This window comes from Patulibacter minatonensis DSM 18081 (assembly GCF_000519325.1).
Taxonomy (GTDB): Bacteria; Actinomycetota; Thermoleophilia; order Solirubrobacterales; family Solirubrobacteraceae; genus Patulibacter; species Patulibacter minatonensis.
The window spans coordinates 3,110,400-3,125,031 of record NZ_KI912613.1 but is presented as its reverse complement, the minus strand read 5'-3'; the positions used below and the strand labels follow the sequence as shown (position 1 = coordinate 3,125,031).

Below are 14,632 nucleotides of genomic sequence, written 5' to 3'. Positions count from 1 at the left end.
CGCGGTCATGTCCGATGCCGATGGACGGGATTGTATCGCGACCGGGCCCCGATCTCTCCCCGCAATTGAAGGGATTACAAACTAGGGCGCCCTAAGGGCGCCCGGGACGCCCCGCTTCAGGCGCCCTGGCGCCGCCGCAGCGCCACCGCGTCGTGCGAGCAGAAGACGTCGACGTCGGCCCCGTGGTCCCGCGCGAGCTCCCCGAGGCGGCCCGCGTTCTCCCGCAGCAGGCGGTGGTCGTCGCTGTTGATCCGGTGGTAGGCGCGCAGGCCCCGGCTGCGCCGCGGGGGCGACGCGATCTCGTCGGGGTGGAGGAAGGCGTCGCCGGCGTGCAGCATCCAGCCGGCCCCCGTGTCGATCGCGTAGCCGGCGTGGCCCGCCGAGTGGCCGGGCAGGGGCACGAGGGCGATCTCGACGCCGACGTCCTCGAGCAGCCGCGCCCGCTCGAAGCCGCGCCACGGGTCGCCGTCCCCAGTCGCGTGCGGGGCCCAGCGCGGCCCGTGCGCCCAGTGGGCGGGCCGGTAGCGGAGCTTCGCGTCCCCCCGGCGCGCGCGGGCGGCCTCGAGCTCCGGGGCGTGCAGGTGGACCGTCGCGTTCGGGAAGTCGCCGAGGCCGCCGGCGTGGTCGAGGTCCAGGTGGGTGATCAGCACGTGGCGGACGTCCGCGGGGTCGAGCCCCAGTGCGCGGACCCGCGCCACCGCGGTCTGCTCGGGGTCCAGGCGGGCCCCGAGGAGGTGCCGGGCGGGCCCGAGGCGGCGGGGCGTCGCGACGTCGCCCGTGCCGTAGCCCGTGTCGACGAGGACCAGCCCGTCTGGTGCCTCGATCAGGAGGCAGTGGGCCACCAGGTGCCCGGGGTCGCGTGGCGCGAGCCCCAGGGCGACGAGGCCGTGCGGGCACATCGTGCCGCAGTCGAGGTGGTGGATCCGGGGCGGGGTGCTCACCGGCGGCGAGCCTACCCGGAGCGGCCCGGTGCGCCTACTCGCCGCCGGCCGGCACGAGCGCGTCCTCGCCCGGCTGGGCGTGGCGCAGCAGCTGCCCGTCCGCCGCGATCTCGTACGCGCCGGTCCGCAGGAGCGGCGGGGAGTACGCGTGGATCGAGACCGCCGGGCCGCCGCCGCCGTGGCGCATGCGGTGGATCTCCGTCGGCTCGATGGTCGCGCCGTGACGCGGGTCGAGCTCGCGCCGGATCGGGTCGCCGAACGCGGTCAGCCGCTCGTCGACGACCGTGCCCGACGCGACGGCGACGCCGGCGCTCGAGACGTCGTGGTCGTGGAAGCCGGTGTCGTGCCCGGCGCTCCAGCAGATCAGCCAGATCGTGACGTCGTCGTCCTCGTGCAGCAGGGCGTAGGTGCGCTGGTCGGGGTCGTGGCGGACCGCGTCCTCCCACCGGGACGGGTCGTCCGCGATGGTCCGCGCCAACTCGGCGAGCTCGCCGCTCGACAGCGTTCCGCGGCGGACGGGGTAGGTGCCCTCGAACTCCTCGGCCGGCCGTGCGACGACGCTCATGCCGCCACCGCGACGACGGATGGCGCCGCGACGACGTCGGCGTCCTGCTCCGCCGACGGGACCGGCTCGCCGAGCAGGCGGGCGGCCGCGACCGTCGCGAGACGCCGGGCGTCGACGCCGGCGACGCGCGGGACGTGCTGCTCCTCCGGCGCGACGACGGGCCGGTCGCTCCCGAAGGCGAGGCGGTCGGCGCCGACGGACTGGGCGGCGGCCGCGATCGTCCGCGGGCCGAACGACGAGGTCTCGTAGGCGATGTGCTCCGAGCGGGCCAGGTCGACCGGGCCGCCACGGGCCGCGAGGCGCTCGAGCATCAGCGCGCCGCCGCCCGCGAGCGCGGCGAACGCGACCCGCAGCGTCGGGTGGTCGCGGTGCCCGCGGTCGAGCCACGTGGCCCAGGCGCGCAGCAGCTGCCCGGTGTAGTCGCCGAGCGCGGGCCACCAGGCGGCGTCGTCCGGGCGACCGCTGACGGCGCCGTTCGCGGGTGCGCCCGGGTGCACGAAGAGCGGCCGGTCGGCGCGGGCGAGCTCCTCGAGGACCGGTCCGAACCGCTCCAGGGCATCGGCGTCCGCGAGCGCGGCGGCCGGCACGGCCAGCCCGATCGCGCCGCGGTCGAGCGCGGCCCGCAGGTCGGACGGCCGCGGGTCCTGCGACGGCACCGACGCCCACACGCCGAACGGGCCGCCGTGGGCGAGCACGCCCTCGTGCCACGCCGTCAGGAGCGCCCGCGCGTCGTCGGCGGGCAGCCCGTCGATGCCGATCGCGAGCGGCGGCACCAGGAGCGCCCGGTCGAGGTCCGCAGCGAACAGCGCGCCCTCGCGACGGTGGAGGTCGATCTCCTTCTCGCCCAGGACGCAGTCCGGCTCGCCCGGCAGCAGCAGGTTCCAGCTGCCGTCGGCGTCGACGCGGGTCCGGGGGCCATCCGTGCGCGCCGAAAGCGCGGCGAGGAACGGCTCCGGCCATGCGTGCTGGTGCAGGTCGGTCGCGGTGCTCACGCATCGAAAGGTAGCAAATCGGTCGGGGTTTAAGTGTTTTAATCCCGTCGGGTTTCGGGGGTTTTCAACGAACATTCGTCAGGGACCGGGATCCGGGGCCCACGAACGGAGCAGCTGACGGACACCGGCACGCACCACGGCGGGGTCCGGCGGGTCGTGGGAGAGGTGGTCCAGCAGGAATCCGTCGACGGCCGCACCCATCGCCCGGCCGTCGAGCTCGGGGTCGGCCGACCCCATCGCCAGCACGATCGGCTCGCACATCCGCCAGAAGACGAGCGCGGCCTCGGTCATGCGGGCGCGGAGCCGCGCGTCGCGGGCGGCGGCGAGCTCGAGCTCGAGACGGGCGAGCTGCAGGTTCCGCGACTCGTCCATCCACCGGATCAGGGCGTCGGTCACCGCGTCCACGTCGAGCCCCGCGGCGCTCGCGCGACCCGCCGGGCCGGCGAGCGCCATCGTCACCTGCCGGGCGATCTCGGCGACCTGGGCGGAGCAGACGGCGACCATGCGGTCGACGAGCGCGTCGATCAGGTCGTCGCGCGTGCCGAAGTGGTAGGTGACCGAGCCGTGCGGGACGCCAGCCGCCCGCTCGACGGCGCGGTGCGTGACCGCGGAGAGCCCGCCCTCGACGACGAGCGTGATCGTCTCGTCGAGCAGCAGGTCGCGGCGGTCGGGCTGGTCGGATCTGCGGGCCACAGGGCGAGTATCGCAGCGGGTCTTGACGACCGGAGACGGTTCTTCTACAACTGTAGAAGAATTCTCTTCTACAACTGTAGAACCCCCGCCTCCCGGAGCCCACGATGTCCTCGCCCACCCCCACCACCCGCGCCGTGGCACCCGTGGTGATCCTGCTGCTCGCGTGCGTCGCGCAGTTCATGCTGATCCTCGACGACACGATCGTGAACGTCGCGCTGCCGACCGTCGGCGAGGACCTCGGGTTCTCCGAGCGCGACCTCTCGTGGGTCGTCAACGCGTACTTCCTGACGTTCGGCGGGTTCCTCCTGATCGGCGGGCGCATCGCCGACCGCGTCGGGGCGCGCCGGATGTTCACGGTCAGCCTCGCCGCGTTCGCCGCCGCCTCCGCCGTCTGCGGCGCCGCGTGGTCGCCCGAGGTCCTCGTGGGCGCCCGCGCCGTGCAGGGCCTGGCCGCCGCGATGCTCTCCCCCGCCGCCCTGGCGATCCTGCTGGCGACCTACGCCGAGGGCCCCGGGCGCAGCCGGGCGCTGGCCGCGTGGGCGAGCCTGATCGGCCTGGGCGCGGCGACCGGCCTGCTCGCCGGCGGCGCGATCACCGAGGCCCTGGACTGGCGCTGGGTCTTCCTCATCAACCTCCCCGTCGCGGCGATCGCCCTCGCGCTCGTGCCGCGCGTGATCCCGAAGGACGACCTGTCCGCGGCGCGCACGGCCCCGAACGTGCTCGGCGCCCTGCTCGGCACGGCGTCGCTCCTGCTCCTGGTCTTCACCGTCGTCGAGACCGACGGCGCCGGCTGGACGTCCGCCCGGACGCTCGCGGGGTTCGGCGGCGTCCTGGTGCTCGCCGCGCTGTTCGCGGTCTCCGAGGCCCGGTCGGCCTCGCCGCTGCTCCCCCGCACCCTGCTGCGTCGCCGGCAGCCGATGATCGCCAACGGCCTGGTGCTGCTCGCCGCCGGCGGGCTGATGGCGATGTTCTTCTTCCAGACGCTCTTCATGCAGCGCGTGCTCGGCTACGGCGCGCTGCAGACCGGGCTGTCGTTCCTGCCGTTCAGCGTGTCGATGGGGCTCGCGTCGGTCGTCACCGGCCGGTTCCTGACGCGGGTCGACCCGCGGCTGCCGGTGGCGGGCGGCATGCTGCTGGCCGCCGTCGGCCTGTACCTGATGAGCACGCTGACGCCGGAGAGCTCGTACGTCGGCCACCTCGCGCCGAGCCTCGTCCTCACGGCCTACGGCGTCGGGACCGCGTTCGTCGTCGTGATGGAGATCGCGACCGGCGGCGCCGAGGACCGCGACGGCGGCCTGGCGTCGGCGATGCTGACGACCGGCCAGCAGATCGGCGCGGCGATCGGGATCGCGGCGATGGTGACGATCGCGACGACCCGCACGGGCGACGAGCTCGCCCGCGGCACGGCGCCGGCGCTGGCCGCGACCGACGGCTTCACCGCCGCGTTCCACGTGATGATGCTGCTGATGGTCTTCGCGGCCGTCGCGACGGTCGCGTTCCTCCGGCCCTCCGGGGAGCGCGCGCGTGCGGCGGCGCGGCCGACCGGCCGGGCGTCGATGGGCGCCGCGGACTAGAACCCGGCGGCGGGGCCCGTGCCGCTCGGGGGCGGCACGGCCTCGGTGTCGTCCTCCCAGTCCACCGAGGCGCCGATCGCGGCGGACTTGATGATCTTCAGGGAGAGCAGCGCGCACTTGATGCGCGTCGCCGAGATGTCGATGCCGAGCAGGTCGAGGATGAAGTCCTGGTCCAGCGCGCGCAGCTCGTCCACCGACTTGCCGACGAGCTCCTCGGAGGCCATCGACGCCGAGGACTGGGAGATCGCGCAGCCGTGGCCGTCGAACTTCACGTCGGTGACGATGCCGTCGTCGTCGACGCGCATCATCACCTTCAGCTGGTCGCCGCAGGAGGGGTTCTTGTCCTCGAACTCGAGGTCCGCGGGATCGAGCACGCCCCAGTTCCGCGGGCGCTTGTAGTGGTCGAGGATGTTCTCGCGGTACAGCTCGTCCATGACCCCTACATCGTCGCAGGTGGGGCGACGCGCCCGGTCTTCCGGTCGCGACCGCAACGCCGCCTACGACCACAACGACCACAAGCGTGACCGGGGTCACAGACCGTCCTAGGTTCCTCGATCAGCGCCACGACGTCCGTCGTGGCATCCGGATCCCTCGAGAGAGCCACGGACATGACGACGACCCCCGTACCGCACACGACCGCCACGCCGACCGCCCGGAAGCCCTGGACGAGACGGCTCTACTTCTGGGTGCTCGTCGGCATCCTCGCCGGCGGGATCCTGGGCGCGCTGGCGCCCGGCTTCGCCGCGAGCCTCGAGCCGGTCGGCTCGTCCTTCGTGAGCCTCATCAAGATGGTGATCGCGCCGATCATCTTCTGCACGGTGGTCGCGGGCATCGGCTCGCTCGACTCGCTGCGGAAGGTCGGCCGCATCGGGGGCAAGTCGCTCCTCTACTTCGAGGTCGTCACGACGATCGCGCTCGTGCTCGGGCTCGTCGTCATGAACGTCCTGCAGCCCGGCGTCGGCGTCCACGCGGACCCGTCGAAGATCCAGGTCAGCGAGGCGGTCTCCGGCTACATCGGCCAGGGCGAGTCGCAGCGCTGGTACGAGGTGATCACCCACATGATCCCGTCGAGCGTCGTCGGGGCCTTCGCCGAGGGCGAGATCCTCCAGGTCCTGTTCTTCGCGATCCTCTTCGGCGTCGCGCTGAACCTCATGGGCGCGAAGGGCAAGCCGATCGCCGCGGGCGTGGACACGATCGCCCAGGTCTTCTTCAAGATCGTCGGCCTCGTCATGTACGCGGCCCCGATCGGCGCGTTCGGCGCGATGGCCTACACGGTCGGCGAGTACGGCACCGACGCGCTGACGAGCCTCCTGAAGCTCATCCTCATCTTCTACGGGACGTCCCTCTTCTTCGTCCTCGTCGTCCTCGGCGGCATCGCCTGGAAGAACGGGGTGAACATCTTCAAGCTCCTGCGGTACATGAAGGACGAGCTGCTGATCGTGCTCGGCACGAGCTCGTCGGAGTCGGTGCTGCCGAACGTCATGCGCAAGCTCGAGCACCTCGGGGCGTCCAAGCAGGTCGTCGGCCTCACGGTCCCCACCGGCTACTCGTTCAACCTCGACGGGACCGCGATCTACCTGACGCTCGCCGCGCTCTTCGTCGCCCAGGCGCAGGACATCACGCTGTCGCTCGGCGCCCAGCTCGGGCTCGTCGGGATCCTCCTCCTGACCTCCAAGGGCGCGGCCGGCGTCACGGGCTCCGGGTTCATCGTGCTCGCCGCGACGCTCTCGTCGCTGGGCACCGTGCCGGTCGCCGGGATCATGCTGATCTTCGGCATCGACAAGTTCATGTCCGAGTGCCGCGCCCTGACGAACGTCGTGGGCAACAGCGTCGCCTCGATCGTCGTCGCGCGGTCCGAGGGGCTCTTCGACGAGGAGCGGGCCCGCAAGGTGCTCGCCGGGGAGCTGCCGTACGTCGCGCCGGTCGAGGACGCCGAGCCCGTCGCCGGCGACGTCCCGGCCCACGGCACGGCACCCGCCGGCCCGCCGGCCCCGGTCGCCGGGGACCCGGAGCGGCGCCCGTCGCCCGTCGGGAGCCGGACCCCCGACCTCGTCGGCGGCGGCGTCGCCTGAGGCGGGGTCGCGACGTGCTGCGCGGCGCGGCGACGACCGGTGCCGCCCGGAGCGGCGCCGGGCGTGGAAGCATGAGCCGGTGCCGCGGCGCCTCCTGACCGACCGGAGCCTCGCGACCCGGCTGCTCGGCCTGCAGCTCGTGGTCGTCGCGGTCGTGGTCGCCGTCGGCGCGGTCGTCGCGCTCCTCACCGCCCGCGACCGCACGTACGACCAGCACCGGGACGAGACGCGCGCGATCGCCCGGATCCTCGCCATCGACCCGACCGTGCCCCGCGCGCTCACCCGCCCCGACCCGACCCGCACCCTGCAGCCGCTCGTCGAGCGGATGCGGCGGGGCAGCGGCATGTCGTTCATCACCGTCATGCGCCCCGACCGCACCCGCATCACGCACCCGACGGCGTCGCTGATCGGCAAGCCGTTCGTCGGCCGGATCGCCCCGGCGCTCGCCGGCCGCGAGTTCACCGAGCGCTACCGCGGGACGCTCGGGCCGTCGGTCCGCACGGTCGCGCCGCTCCGCGACGCGAGCGGCCGGATCGTCGGGCTCGTCGCCGTCGGCGTGACGCTCGACCGGATCGGGGCCCTGGCCGGCAAGCAGGTCCCGGGACTCCTGCTCCTCGCGCTCGCGACGTTCGCGATCGGCGGGACGCTGTCCCTCCTCCTCGCGCGACGCATCAAGCGCCAGACGCTGGGGCTCGAGCCGGAGCGGATCACGGCGCTCTACCGCCACCACGACGCGACGCTCCACGCGATCGGCGAGGGCGTCCTCGTGTCCGACGCCGAGGGCCGCCTGACGCTCGTCAACGACGAGGCGCGCGGGCTGCTCGGGCTCCCCGCCGACGCCGAGGGACGCCGGGTCGCGGACCTCGGGCTCCCTGCGGGCGCGGCGGACCTGCTGACGTCCGACGGGACGATCCGGGACGCGACGCTCGCCGTCGGCGGCCGCGTCCTCGTGGTCTCGCGCACGCCGACCGTCGTCGGCGGACGGCGCACCGGGGACGTGACCGTCCTGCGCGACCGCACGGAGCTCGAGGCGCTCGGCCGCGAGCTCGACGCCGTCCGCGGCATGACCGACGCCCTGCGCGCGCAGGCCCACGAGGCCGCCTACCGGATGCACACGATCGTCGGGCTCGTCGAGCTCGGGCGCGCCGACGAGGCGGTCCGCTTCGGCAGCGACGAGGCCGCCTTCGCGTCCGACCTCCTGCGCGACCTCGAGGCCCGGATCGACGAGCCGGCGCTCGTGGCCCTCGTGCTCGGCAAGGTCGCCGTCGCGCGCGAGCGCGGCGTGGCGCTCCGCGTCGACGAGGACGGCCGCGTCCCGGCGACGGGGATCCCGGCCGCGGACCTCGTGACCATCGTCGGCAACCTGCTCGACAACGCGATCGACGCGGCGGCGGACGGCGCGGACGGCGGCGGCACGGTGTCGGACGGGGCGGACGATCACCGCACGCCGTCGCACGCCACGGGAGCCGCGTCCGGCGCCCGCGGCCACGTCGGCCTCGTCCTGGGCGTCGTCGACGGCGAGCTCGTGATCGAGGTCGACGACGACGGGGCCGGGCTCCCGGCCGGCGACCACGACCGGCTCTTCGCGGCCGGGTTCTCGACGAAGCGGTCGGGGCCCGGCGGCCGCGGGGTCGGCCTGGCGCTCGTCGCGGGGGCCGCCGAGCGCCTCGGCGGGACCGTCGCGGCCGAGCCCCGGCCGGGCGGCGGCGCGCTGGTCCGCGCGCTCCTGCCGGTCCGGCACGCGGCCCCCGACGGGGCGGGGGCCCGGTGACGGTCCGGGTCCTCGTCGTCGACGACGACGCGCACGTCGCCGACGTCCATCGCGGGTTCGTCGACCGGACCCCGGGGTTCGCCGCGGTCGGCGTCGCCCACCGCGGAGCGGAGGCGCTCGAGGCCGTCGCCCGGGGCGGGATCGACCTCGTCCTGCTCGACCTCTACCTGCCCGACCTCCACGGCCTCGAGGTCTGCCGGCGGATCCAGGCCGCGGCCGGCCCGCGGCCCGACGTCATCGCGGTCACGGCCGCGCGGGACGTCGCGACGGTCCACCGGGCGATCGGCTCGGGCGTCGTGCAGTACCTCGTCAAGCCGTTCGCGTACGCGGCGTTCGCCGACAAGCTCGAGCGCTACGCGGCGTTCCGGAGCGCGGTGACCGGCGGCGCCCGCGAGGCCGACCAGGACGGCGTCGACGCCCTGCTCGCAGGACTCCGCGGGTCGGCGGCACCGGCGCTGCCGAAGGGCCTCTCGCGCCCGACCTACGACCTCGTCGCCGGAGCGCTGCAGGGTGCCGACGGTGAGTGCTCCGCCGTCGACGTCGCCGCGAGCACCGGCGTCTCCCGCGTCACCGCGCGGCGGTACCTCGAGCACCTCGTCGGCGAGGGGCGCGCCGAGCTCTCGATGCGGTACGGCAGCTCCGGGCGCCCGGAGCACCGGTACCTCTGGGTGCGCTGAGCGGCCGCCCGCCCACTTCACGGACGCGTGACACCGTCACGCCCGGGCCGCGACAGGCTGGCGCGGATGCGCTCCCCACGCCCGATCCTCCCCCTCCTCGCGACCGCCGCGGTGCTCGCCGCGCCGGCCGCCGCCGACGCCCACGGCCGCCCCGGCGGGCCGAAGCCGCCCAAGCCGCCGGCCGTGCCGACGCTGATCGCCCGCGCGGCGCTGCCGGCCACCACGTACCTGCCGGGCGGGCCGTCCGGCGCCGCGCTCGGCACCGCCACGATCAACGGCGTCACCCCGCCGTTCCCCGGCCAGCCGGTCCCCGGGTTCTCCGGCGTGCTCGCCGAGCGCGACGGCGACGTCCTGGGCCTCCCCGACAACGGGTTCGGCGCGAAGACGAACTCCGCCGACTTCCTGCTCGCGGTCCACCGCGTCCGGCCGAGCTGGCACACCGCCCGGGGCGGCACCGGCAGCGTCGCGGTGAAGGAGACGCTCGCCCTCCGCGACACGGACCACAAGGTGCCGTTCCCGCTGACCCGCGCGGACCGCCGCCTGACCGGCGCCGACTTCGACGTCGAGTCGATCCAGCGCGGCGACCGCGGCAGCCTGTGGATCGGCGACGAGTTCGGCCCGTACCTGCTGCACGTCGACCGCACCGGCAAGGTCCTCGAGGCCCCGGTGCCGCTGCCGGGCGTGAAGAGCCCGCAGAGCCCCGACCTGGCGGCCGGCGAGACGCCGAACCTGCCGGCCAGCGGGGGCTTCGAGGCCACCGCCGCGCTGCCCGACGGCCGGACGCTCCTGCCGATCACCGAGAAGGCGCTGACCACCGAGGCCGACCAGACCCGCCACGTCGTCCACGAGTTCGACGCGCGGCGCTCGCGCTACACGGGCCGCACCTGGGTCTACCGGACCGAGCGCGCCGACACGTTCGTCGCCGACGCCCAGGCGCTGGACAAGAACCGGCTGCTCGTGCTGGAGCGCGACAACTTCGGCGGCCCGCAGGCCGTCGTCAAGCGGCTCTACGTCGTCGACCTCCGGCGCACCGACGCCTCGGGCGCCCTGGTCAAGCGGCAGGTCGCGGACCTGCTGGACCTGAGGAACCCGGGCGTGACGCAGGAGACCCCGGGGACCTTCGGTCTGGGCCAGCCGTTCAAGTTCCCGTTCGTCTCCGTCGAGTCGGTGCTGCCGATCGGCGGCGACCGCGTCCTCGTCGCCAACGACAACAACTTCCCGTTCGACGCCGGCCGCCAGCCGGGCAAGGCCGACGACACGGAGCTGATCCAGGTCGACGTGCCGGGGCTCCGCCGTTGAGTCGATACCGGGCGTTCGTGGACCGAGGTCCGCGGACGCCTGGCGCCGCTCAACTGAAGATGCGGCGCGCTTCGGCCAGCGCGTCGATCAGCGCGTCGATCTCCTCGCGCGTGGTCGTGACACCGAAGCTCGCGCGGGTCGTCGCCGGGATGCCGATCGCGCGGTGCAGCGGCTCGGCGCAGTGCTGGCCGGCGCGGACGCAGACCTCGTTGCGGGCGAGGATCTCGGCGACGTCGTGCGGATGCAGCCCGTCGAGGGCGAACGAGGTCAGCGCCCCGCGGTCCCGGGCCTCCGGCGGACCGACGACCCGCAGGCCCTCGACCTCGGCGAGTCGCCGCAGGGCGTAGGCCGTGATCGACTCCTCGTGGGCGAGGACCGCGGCCGGCCCGCCGATCGAGTCGACCCAGTCGCACGCGGCGGCGAGGCCGACGGCCTCGACGATCGGCGGCGTCCCGGCCTCGAAGCGCTGGATGCCGCCCGCCCAGCTCGTCTCGTGGAAGTCGACGATGTTGATCATGTCGCCACCCGTGAGGAACGGCGGCATGTCGGCGAGCAGGTCGCGTCGGACGTGCAGTACGCCGATGCCGGTGGGGCCGTAGAGCTTGTGGCCGGTCCAGCCGTAGAAGTCCGCGCCGAGCGCGGTGACGTCGACGGGCTCCTGCGGGACGGCCTGGGCCCCGTCGACCATGACCCGGGCCCGTGCGGCGTGCGACCGCCGGACGATCTCGGCGACCGGGTTGCGGGTCCCCAGGACGTTGGAGACGTGCGCGACGGCGACGAGCTTCACGCGCCCGGAGGCGAGGAACCCGTCGAGCTGGCCCAGGTCGATGCGGCCCTCCCCGTCGACCTCGAGGTACCGCAGGGTCGCGCCCTTGCGGATGGCGAGCTGCTGCCACGGCACGAGGTTCGCGTGGTGCTCCATCTGGGTGATGACGATCTCGTCGCCCTCCCCCACGTTCGTCGCACCCCAGGTCTGCGCCACGAGGTTGATCGCCTCGGTGACGCTCTTGACGACGATCGTCTCCTTCGGCGTCGACCCGACGAAGGCGGCGATCGTGGCCCGCGCCGCGTCGTATCCGCGGTCGGCCTCGACGGCGAGGCGGTGCACGCCGCGGTGGACGTTGGCGTAGTGCGAGCCCCCGAAGTCGTACATCGCGTCGAGCACCGGCCGCGGCTTCTGGGCCGACGCGCCGCTGTCGAGGTAGACGATCCCCTCGGGACGCTCGAGGTACGGGAACTGCGCCCGGACCGCGGTGACGTCGAGCGTGGCGGGTGCGGTGGAGGCGGCGACGTCGGACATCGCGCCAAACCCTACTCCTGCGGACGGGAATCCCTCGGACGCCCCGCACGCGGTCGTCCGTGCCACCCCTCACCCCCCGTCGGCCGGCCGGAGGAACCGCCGGACCGTGTCGAGCAGGACCGCGCTCTCGGCGCGGGCGTCGAACCCCGGGCCCTCGGCGGTCTGCGTGGCGAAGCCGTCGATCAGGGCGAGCACCCAGCGGATGGTCTGGGCCGCCGGGAGGTCGGTGCGGATCGCCCCGGCGTCCCGGGCACGCTGCACCCACGGCGCCAGGGCGTCCCGGACGACCTCCTGGTGTCGGGCCAGGGCGACGGCGACGCGCTCGTGGGTCGCGACGGCGCCGACCGCGCGGACGAAGCCGCCGGCCCGCTCGTCGCGGAGGCTGTCGGCCTCGTGATCGACGTAGGCCAGCAGGACCTCGACCGGGTCGTCGCGTCCGTCCTGGGTGCGGAAGAACGCCGAGGCCTCGTCGGTGCCGAGCTCGAGGATCGCCAGGAGCACGTCGACCTTCGTCGGGAAGTAGTGGAAGAACGTGCCCGAGCCGATCCCGGCGGTGCGACAGATCGCCGCGGTGGAGGCCCCGTCGAAGCCGTCGGCGGCGAAGCGCGTGAGGGCCGCGTCGATGATGTGCAGGCGGCGCCGGAGGTGGCGCTCGGGGTCGACGGGGCGGGCCATGGATCGACCCCATCATAACTAGAGTGCGCACTCCATTAACTGCTACGGTGGCCGCATGGTCCCCTTCCGCGAGCGCCGATGCGCGGTGCTGCTCCTCGTCGTCGGCGCCCCCATCTGTGCCGAGTACCTACAGGCCTACCTGCCCTCGACGGGCGATCTCCCCGTGATGGCCGGTTCCCTGCTGATCCTCGCGCCCCTCTACGGCGGCGCCGCCCTGCTGATCCGCGAGGTCGCCGCGCGCCGGGGACTCGGATGGACGGGGATCCTGCTGCTCGCCGGCGGCTTCGGTCTGCTCATGAGCGGCGTCGTCGACCTCGCGCTGTTCGGCGCGCACCGCGACGACGTCGACTACTGGGACGAGATGCGGCAGGGCACGCTGATCGCGCCGCTCGGGGTCAGCGCCTACACCGCCCTCACCTGGACGGTCGGCCACGTCGTCATGAGCATCGGCGCACCGCTCGCCCTGCTCGCGACCCTCGCGCCGCGGCACCGGGGCCGGCCCCTGCTCGGGCGTTGCGGCGTCGCGGTGACGGTGGGGCTCTGGCTCGTCGCCGCGGCCTTCATCCGCGCGGACGGGGTCCGGATCTACGACTCGCGTCCGACGGCGACGCAGACGGTCGTCGTCCTCGGGGTCGTCGCCGCGCTCGTCGCCCTCGCGTTCTCGCGGGCCGGCCGGCCGGTCGTCCCTCGCGGCCACCGGCGATCGCGGTCGCGGTGGCTCGTCCTGGCGGGCCTCGCGGGCGTGGGCCTCCTCGACATGGTGCCGTGGACGTGGCCCGGCGTCGCGGTCCTGGCCCCGGCGCTCGTCGCGGCGGCGCTCCTCGCGCGCCGTCGCGCGACCACCCGGAGCTGGGGCGCTCGCGAGATCGGTGCGCTGGCGGGCGGGGCGCTCGTCGGCCGCACCCTCGTCGGCTTCCTCGCCCCCGTCCCCGACGGGGTGCCGATCGGCGCCAAGCTCGCGCAGAACGGTCTGTTGCTGGCCGGGACGCTGGCGGTCCTGTGGCTGGTGGTGCGCCGCGAACGGGAGGCGAGGAGCAGGCTCCCGGACGACCGGGACCGTCGACCCCGTGTCCGGCGTCCGAGCCGCGAAGCGGTGAACGGACGAGGGGGACCTCGCTCCCGTCGTCGGCCGGCGGTCGGGGGACAGGCGGTCCGGGGACGCTCAGGTCGGGCTGAGCGCCCCGGTGCCGACCAGGATCAGCACGACGGTGCCGAGCGCGACGCGGTACTTGATGAAGATGCCCAGCCCGTGGCTGGAGATGAACTTCAGGAGCCAGGCGACCGCCGCGTAGCCGACGACGAACGAGACCGCCGTGGCCAGGAGCGTCGGACCCCAGCCGACGCCGTCCGCGATGTTGTCGAACTCCGACACCGACTGGAGGACCGTCGCGCCGGCCAGCGCAGGGATCGCGAGGAAGAACGAGAGCTTCGTGACGGCGACCCGGTCGATGCCGAGCAGCAGGCCGGTCGACATCGTGGCGCCGGAGCGGGAGATGCCCGGAATCAGCGCGAGGCACTGGGCGATGCCGATGGTCAGCGTGTCGCGCAGGGTGATGTCGCCCTCCTGACGACGCTGGGTGCCGACCTTGTCGGCCCAGTACATGACGCCCGAGAAGAGGATCAGGGCGAAGCCGACGAACCACAGGGAGCGCAGGGTCGTCTCGATCTGGTCCTTGAACGCCAGGCCGATGATCCCGATCGGGATCGAGCCGGCCAGGACGTAGATCGCGAACCGGAAGTCGCGCGTCTGCCGCTGCTCGGGGCTCGCGACGCCGCGGAAGAACGCGGAGAGCAGCCGGATGATGTCGGCGCGGAGGTAGATCACCGTCGCCAGCACCGCGCCGATCTGGATGATCGCCGTGAACGCCGTGACGTCCGGGTCGTCGATCGAGTAGCCCATGAGCTTCTCGGTGATCGTGAGATGCCCGGTCGAGGAGACGGGGAGGAACTCGGTGAGCCCCTCGACCGCCCCGAGGATCGCGGCTTCCCACGTGTGCATCCCGGTGGTCACCCGGGGAACAGTACGGGCCCCACCCCGAGCGTCGCGGGGCGGGTCTCACAGGACGACGACCG

Annotated in this window: 14 protein-coding genes; 5 read left to right on the top strand and 9 right to left on the bottom strand. The window is 74.2% G+C overall.

All coding sequences use genetic code 11. From position 1 onward, the window contains the following. Positions 1-116 precede the first annotated feature (116 nt). From PATMI_RS0114430 to PATMI_RS30260, 4 genes are all read right to left on the bottom strand, one after another. Positions 117-941 carry an MBL fold metallo-hydrolase gene (locus PATMI_RS0114430; RefSeq protein WP_026911394.1) on the bottom strand — a complete coding sequence of 275 codons (825 nt, stop codon included), beginning with the start codon at positions 939-941 and terminating at the stop codon, positions 117-119. Between the two features lie 34 nt (positions 942-975). Further along, positions 976-1,506: a cysteine dioxygenase gene (locus PATMI_RS30270; RefSeq protein ID WP_051471674.1), complete on the bottom strand. Its 531-nt coding sequence runs from the start codon at positions 1,504-1,506 to the stop codon at positions 976-978. Further along, entirely contained in the window at positions 1,503-2,498 is a 996-nt protein-coding gene (locus PATMI_RS30265) for an amidohydrolase family protein (protein ID WP_051471672.1), read from the bottom strand. The genes PATMI_RS30270 and PATMI_RS30265 overlap by 4 nt, the downstream gene beginning before the upstream one ends. Positions 2,499-2,576: 78 nt before the next feature. Continuing rightward, positions 2,577-3,191, bottom strand: coding sequence for a TetR/AcrR family transcriptional regulator (locus PATMI_RS30260; protein ID WP_051471670.1), 615 nt, complete (start codon positions 3,189-3,191; stop codon positions 2,577-2,579). Between the two features lie 104 nt (positions 3,192-3,295). Between PATMI_RS30260 and PATMI_RS0114410 the strand changes: the two genes are divergently transcribed. Next, a complete protein-coding gene (locus PATMI_RS0114410; RefSeq protein ID WP_245604171.1) occupies positions 3,296-4,765 on the top strand; it encodes an MFS transporter in 1,470 nt (489 codons plus the stop codon). Here PATMI_RS0114410 and sufU read toward each other — a convergent pair. After that, positions 4,762-5,199 (bottom strand): Fe-S cluster assembly sulfur transfer protein SufU, encoded by a 438-nt coding sequence (gene sufU, locus PATMI_RS0114405; RefSeq protein WP_026911392.1) that lies wholly within the window; start codon positions 5,197-5,199, stop codon positions 4,762-4,764. The two genes, PATMI_RS0114410 and sufU, sit on opposite strands and share 4 nt — an antisense overlap. 174 nt (positions 5,200-5,373) lie before the next feature. Between sufU and dctA the strand changes: the two genes are divergently transcribed. From dctA to PATMI_RS30250, 4 genes are all read left to right on the top strand, one after another. Beyond that, positions 5,374-6,837 carry a C4-dicarboxylate transporter DctA gene (gene dctA / locus PATMI_RS30255; RefSeq protein ID WP_084269961.1) on the top strand — a complete coding sequence of 488 codons (1,464 nt, stop codon included), beginning with the start codon at positions 5,374-5,376 and terminating at the stop codon, positions 6,835-6,837. A 79-nt stretch (positions 6,838-6,916) separates the two neighbouring features. Beyond that, positions 6,917-8,608 (top strand): ATP-binding protein, encoded by a 1,692-nt coding sequence (locus PATMI_RS0114395; protein ID WP_026911391.1) that lies wholly within the window; start codon positions 6,917-6,919, stop codon positions 8,606-8,608. Then, on the top strand, positions 8,605-9,285 hold the full coding sequence (locus tag PATMI_RS0114390) for a response regulator (RefSeq protein WP_026911390.1): 681 nt from the start codon (positions 8,605-8,607) through the stop codon (positions 9,283-9,285). The genes PATMI_RS0114395 and PATMI_RS0114390 overlap by 4 nt, the downstream gene beginning before the upstream one ends. Positions 9,286-9,351: 66 nt before the next feature. Beyond that, positions 9,352-10,584, top strand: a complete 1,233-nt coding sequence (locus PATMI_RS30250; RefSeq protein ID WP_036725883.1) for an esterase-like activity of phytase family protein — start codon at positions 9,352-9,354, stop codon at positions 10,582-10,584. Between the two features lie 49 nt (positions 10,585-10,633). Here the strand turns inward: PATMI_RS30250 and PATMI_RS0114380 are convergent, their stop codons facing one another. The 4 genes from PATMI_RS0114380 to PATMI_RS0114365 all read right to left on the bottom strand — a co-directional run bounded on the left by PATMI_RS0114380 (position 10,634) and on the right by PATMI_RS0114365 (position 14,558). Further along, positions 10,634-11,884: an aminotransferase class V-fold PLP-dependent enzyme gene (locus PATMI_RS0114380; protein ID WP_026911389.1), complete on the bottom strand. Its 1,251-nt coding sequence runs from the start codon at positions 11,882-11,884 to the stop codon at positions 10,634-10,636. A 69-nt stretch (positions 11,885-11,953) separates the two neighbouring features. Further along, entirely contained in the window at positions 11,954-12,559 is a 606-nt protein-coding gene (locus tag PATMI_RS0114375; protein WP_026911388.1) for a TetR/AcrR family transcriptional regulator, read from the bottom strand. 127 nt (positions 12,560-12,686) lie between these two features. After that, positions 12,687-13,256 (bottom strand): hypothetical protein, encoded by a 570-nt coding sequence (locus tag PATMI_RS0114370; RefSeq protein WP_026911387.1) that lies wholly within the window; start codon positions 13,254-13,256, stop codon positions 12,687-12,689. A 465-nt stretch (positions 13,257-13,721) separates the two neighbouring features. Then, positions 13,722-14,558, bottom strand: a complete 837-nt coding sequence (locus PATMI_RS0114365) for an undecaprenyl-diphosphate phosphatase (protein WP_026911386.1) — start codon at positions 14,556-14,558, stop codon at positions 13,722-13,724. Positions 14,559-14,632 lie beyond the last annotated feature (74 nt).

What these genes read in the sequence shown, in the direction of transcription:
- PATMI_RS30270 (WP_051471674.1), bottom strand. Translation starts at nt 1,506, where the DNA reads ATGAGCGTCGTCGCACGGCCGGCCGAGGAGTTCGAGGGCACCTACCCC.
- PATMI_RS0114410 (WP_245604171.1), top strand. Translation starts at nt 3,296, where the DNA reads ATGTCCTCGCCCACCCCCACCACCCGCGCCGTGGCACCCGTGGTGATC.
- sufU (WP_026911392.1), bottom strand. Translation starts at nt 5,199, where the DNA reads ATGGACGAGCTGTACCGCGAGAACATCCTCGACCACTACAAGCGCCCG.
- dctA (WP_084269961.1), top strand. Translation starts at nt 5,374, where the DNA reads ATGACGACGACCCCCGTACCGCACACGACCGCCACGCCGACCGCCCGG.
- PATMI_RS30250 (WP_036725883.1), top strand. Translation starts at nt 9,352, where the DNA reads ATGCGCTCCCCACGCCCGATCCTCCCCCTCCTCGCGACCGCCGCGGTG.
- PATMI_RS0114380 (WP_026911389.1), bottom strand. Translation starts at nt 11,884, where the DNA reads ATGTCCGACGTCGCCGCCTCCACCGCACCCGCCACGCTCGACGTCACC.
- PATMI_RS0114375 (WP_026911388.1), bottom strand. Translation starts at nt 12,559, where the DNA reads ATGGCCCGCCCCGTCGACCCCGAGCGCCACCTCCGGCGCCGCCTGCAC.
- PATMI_RS0114365 (WP_026911386.1), bottom strand. Translation starts at nt 14,558, where the DNA reads ATGCACACGTGGGAAGCCGCGATCCTCGGGGCGGTCGAGGGGCTCACC.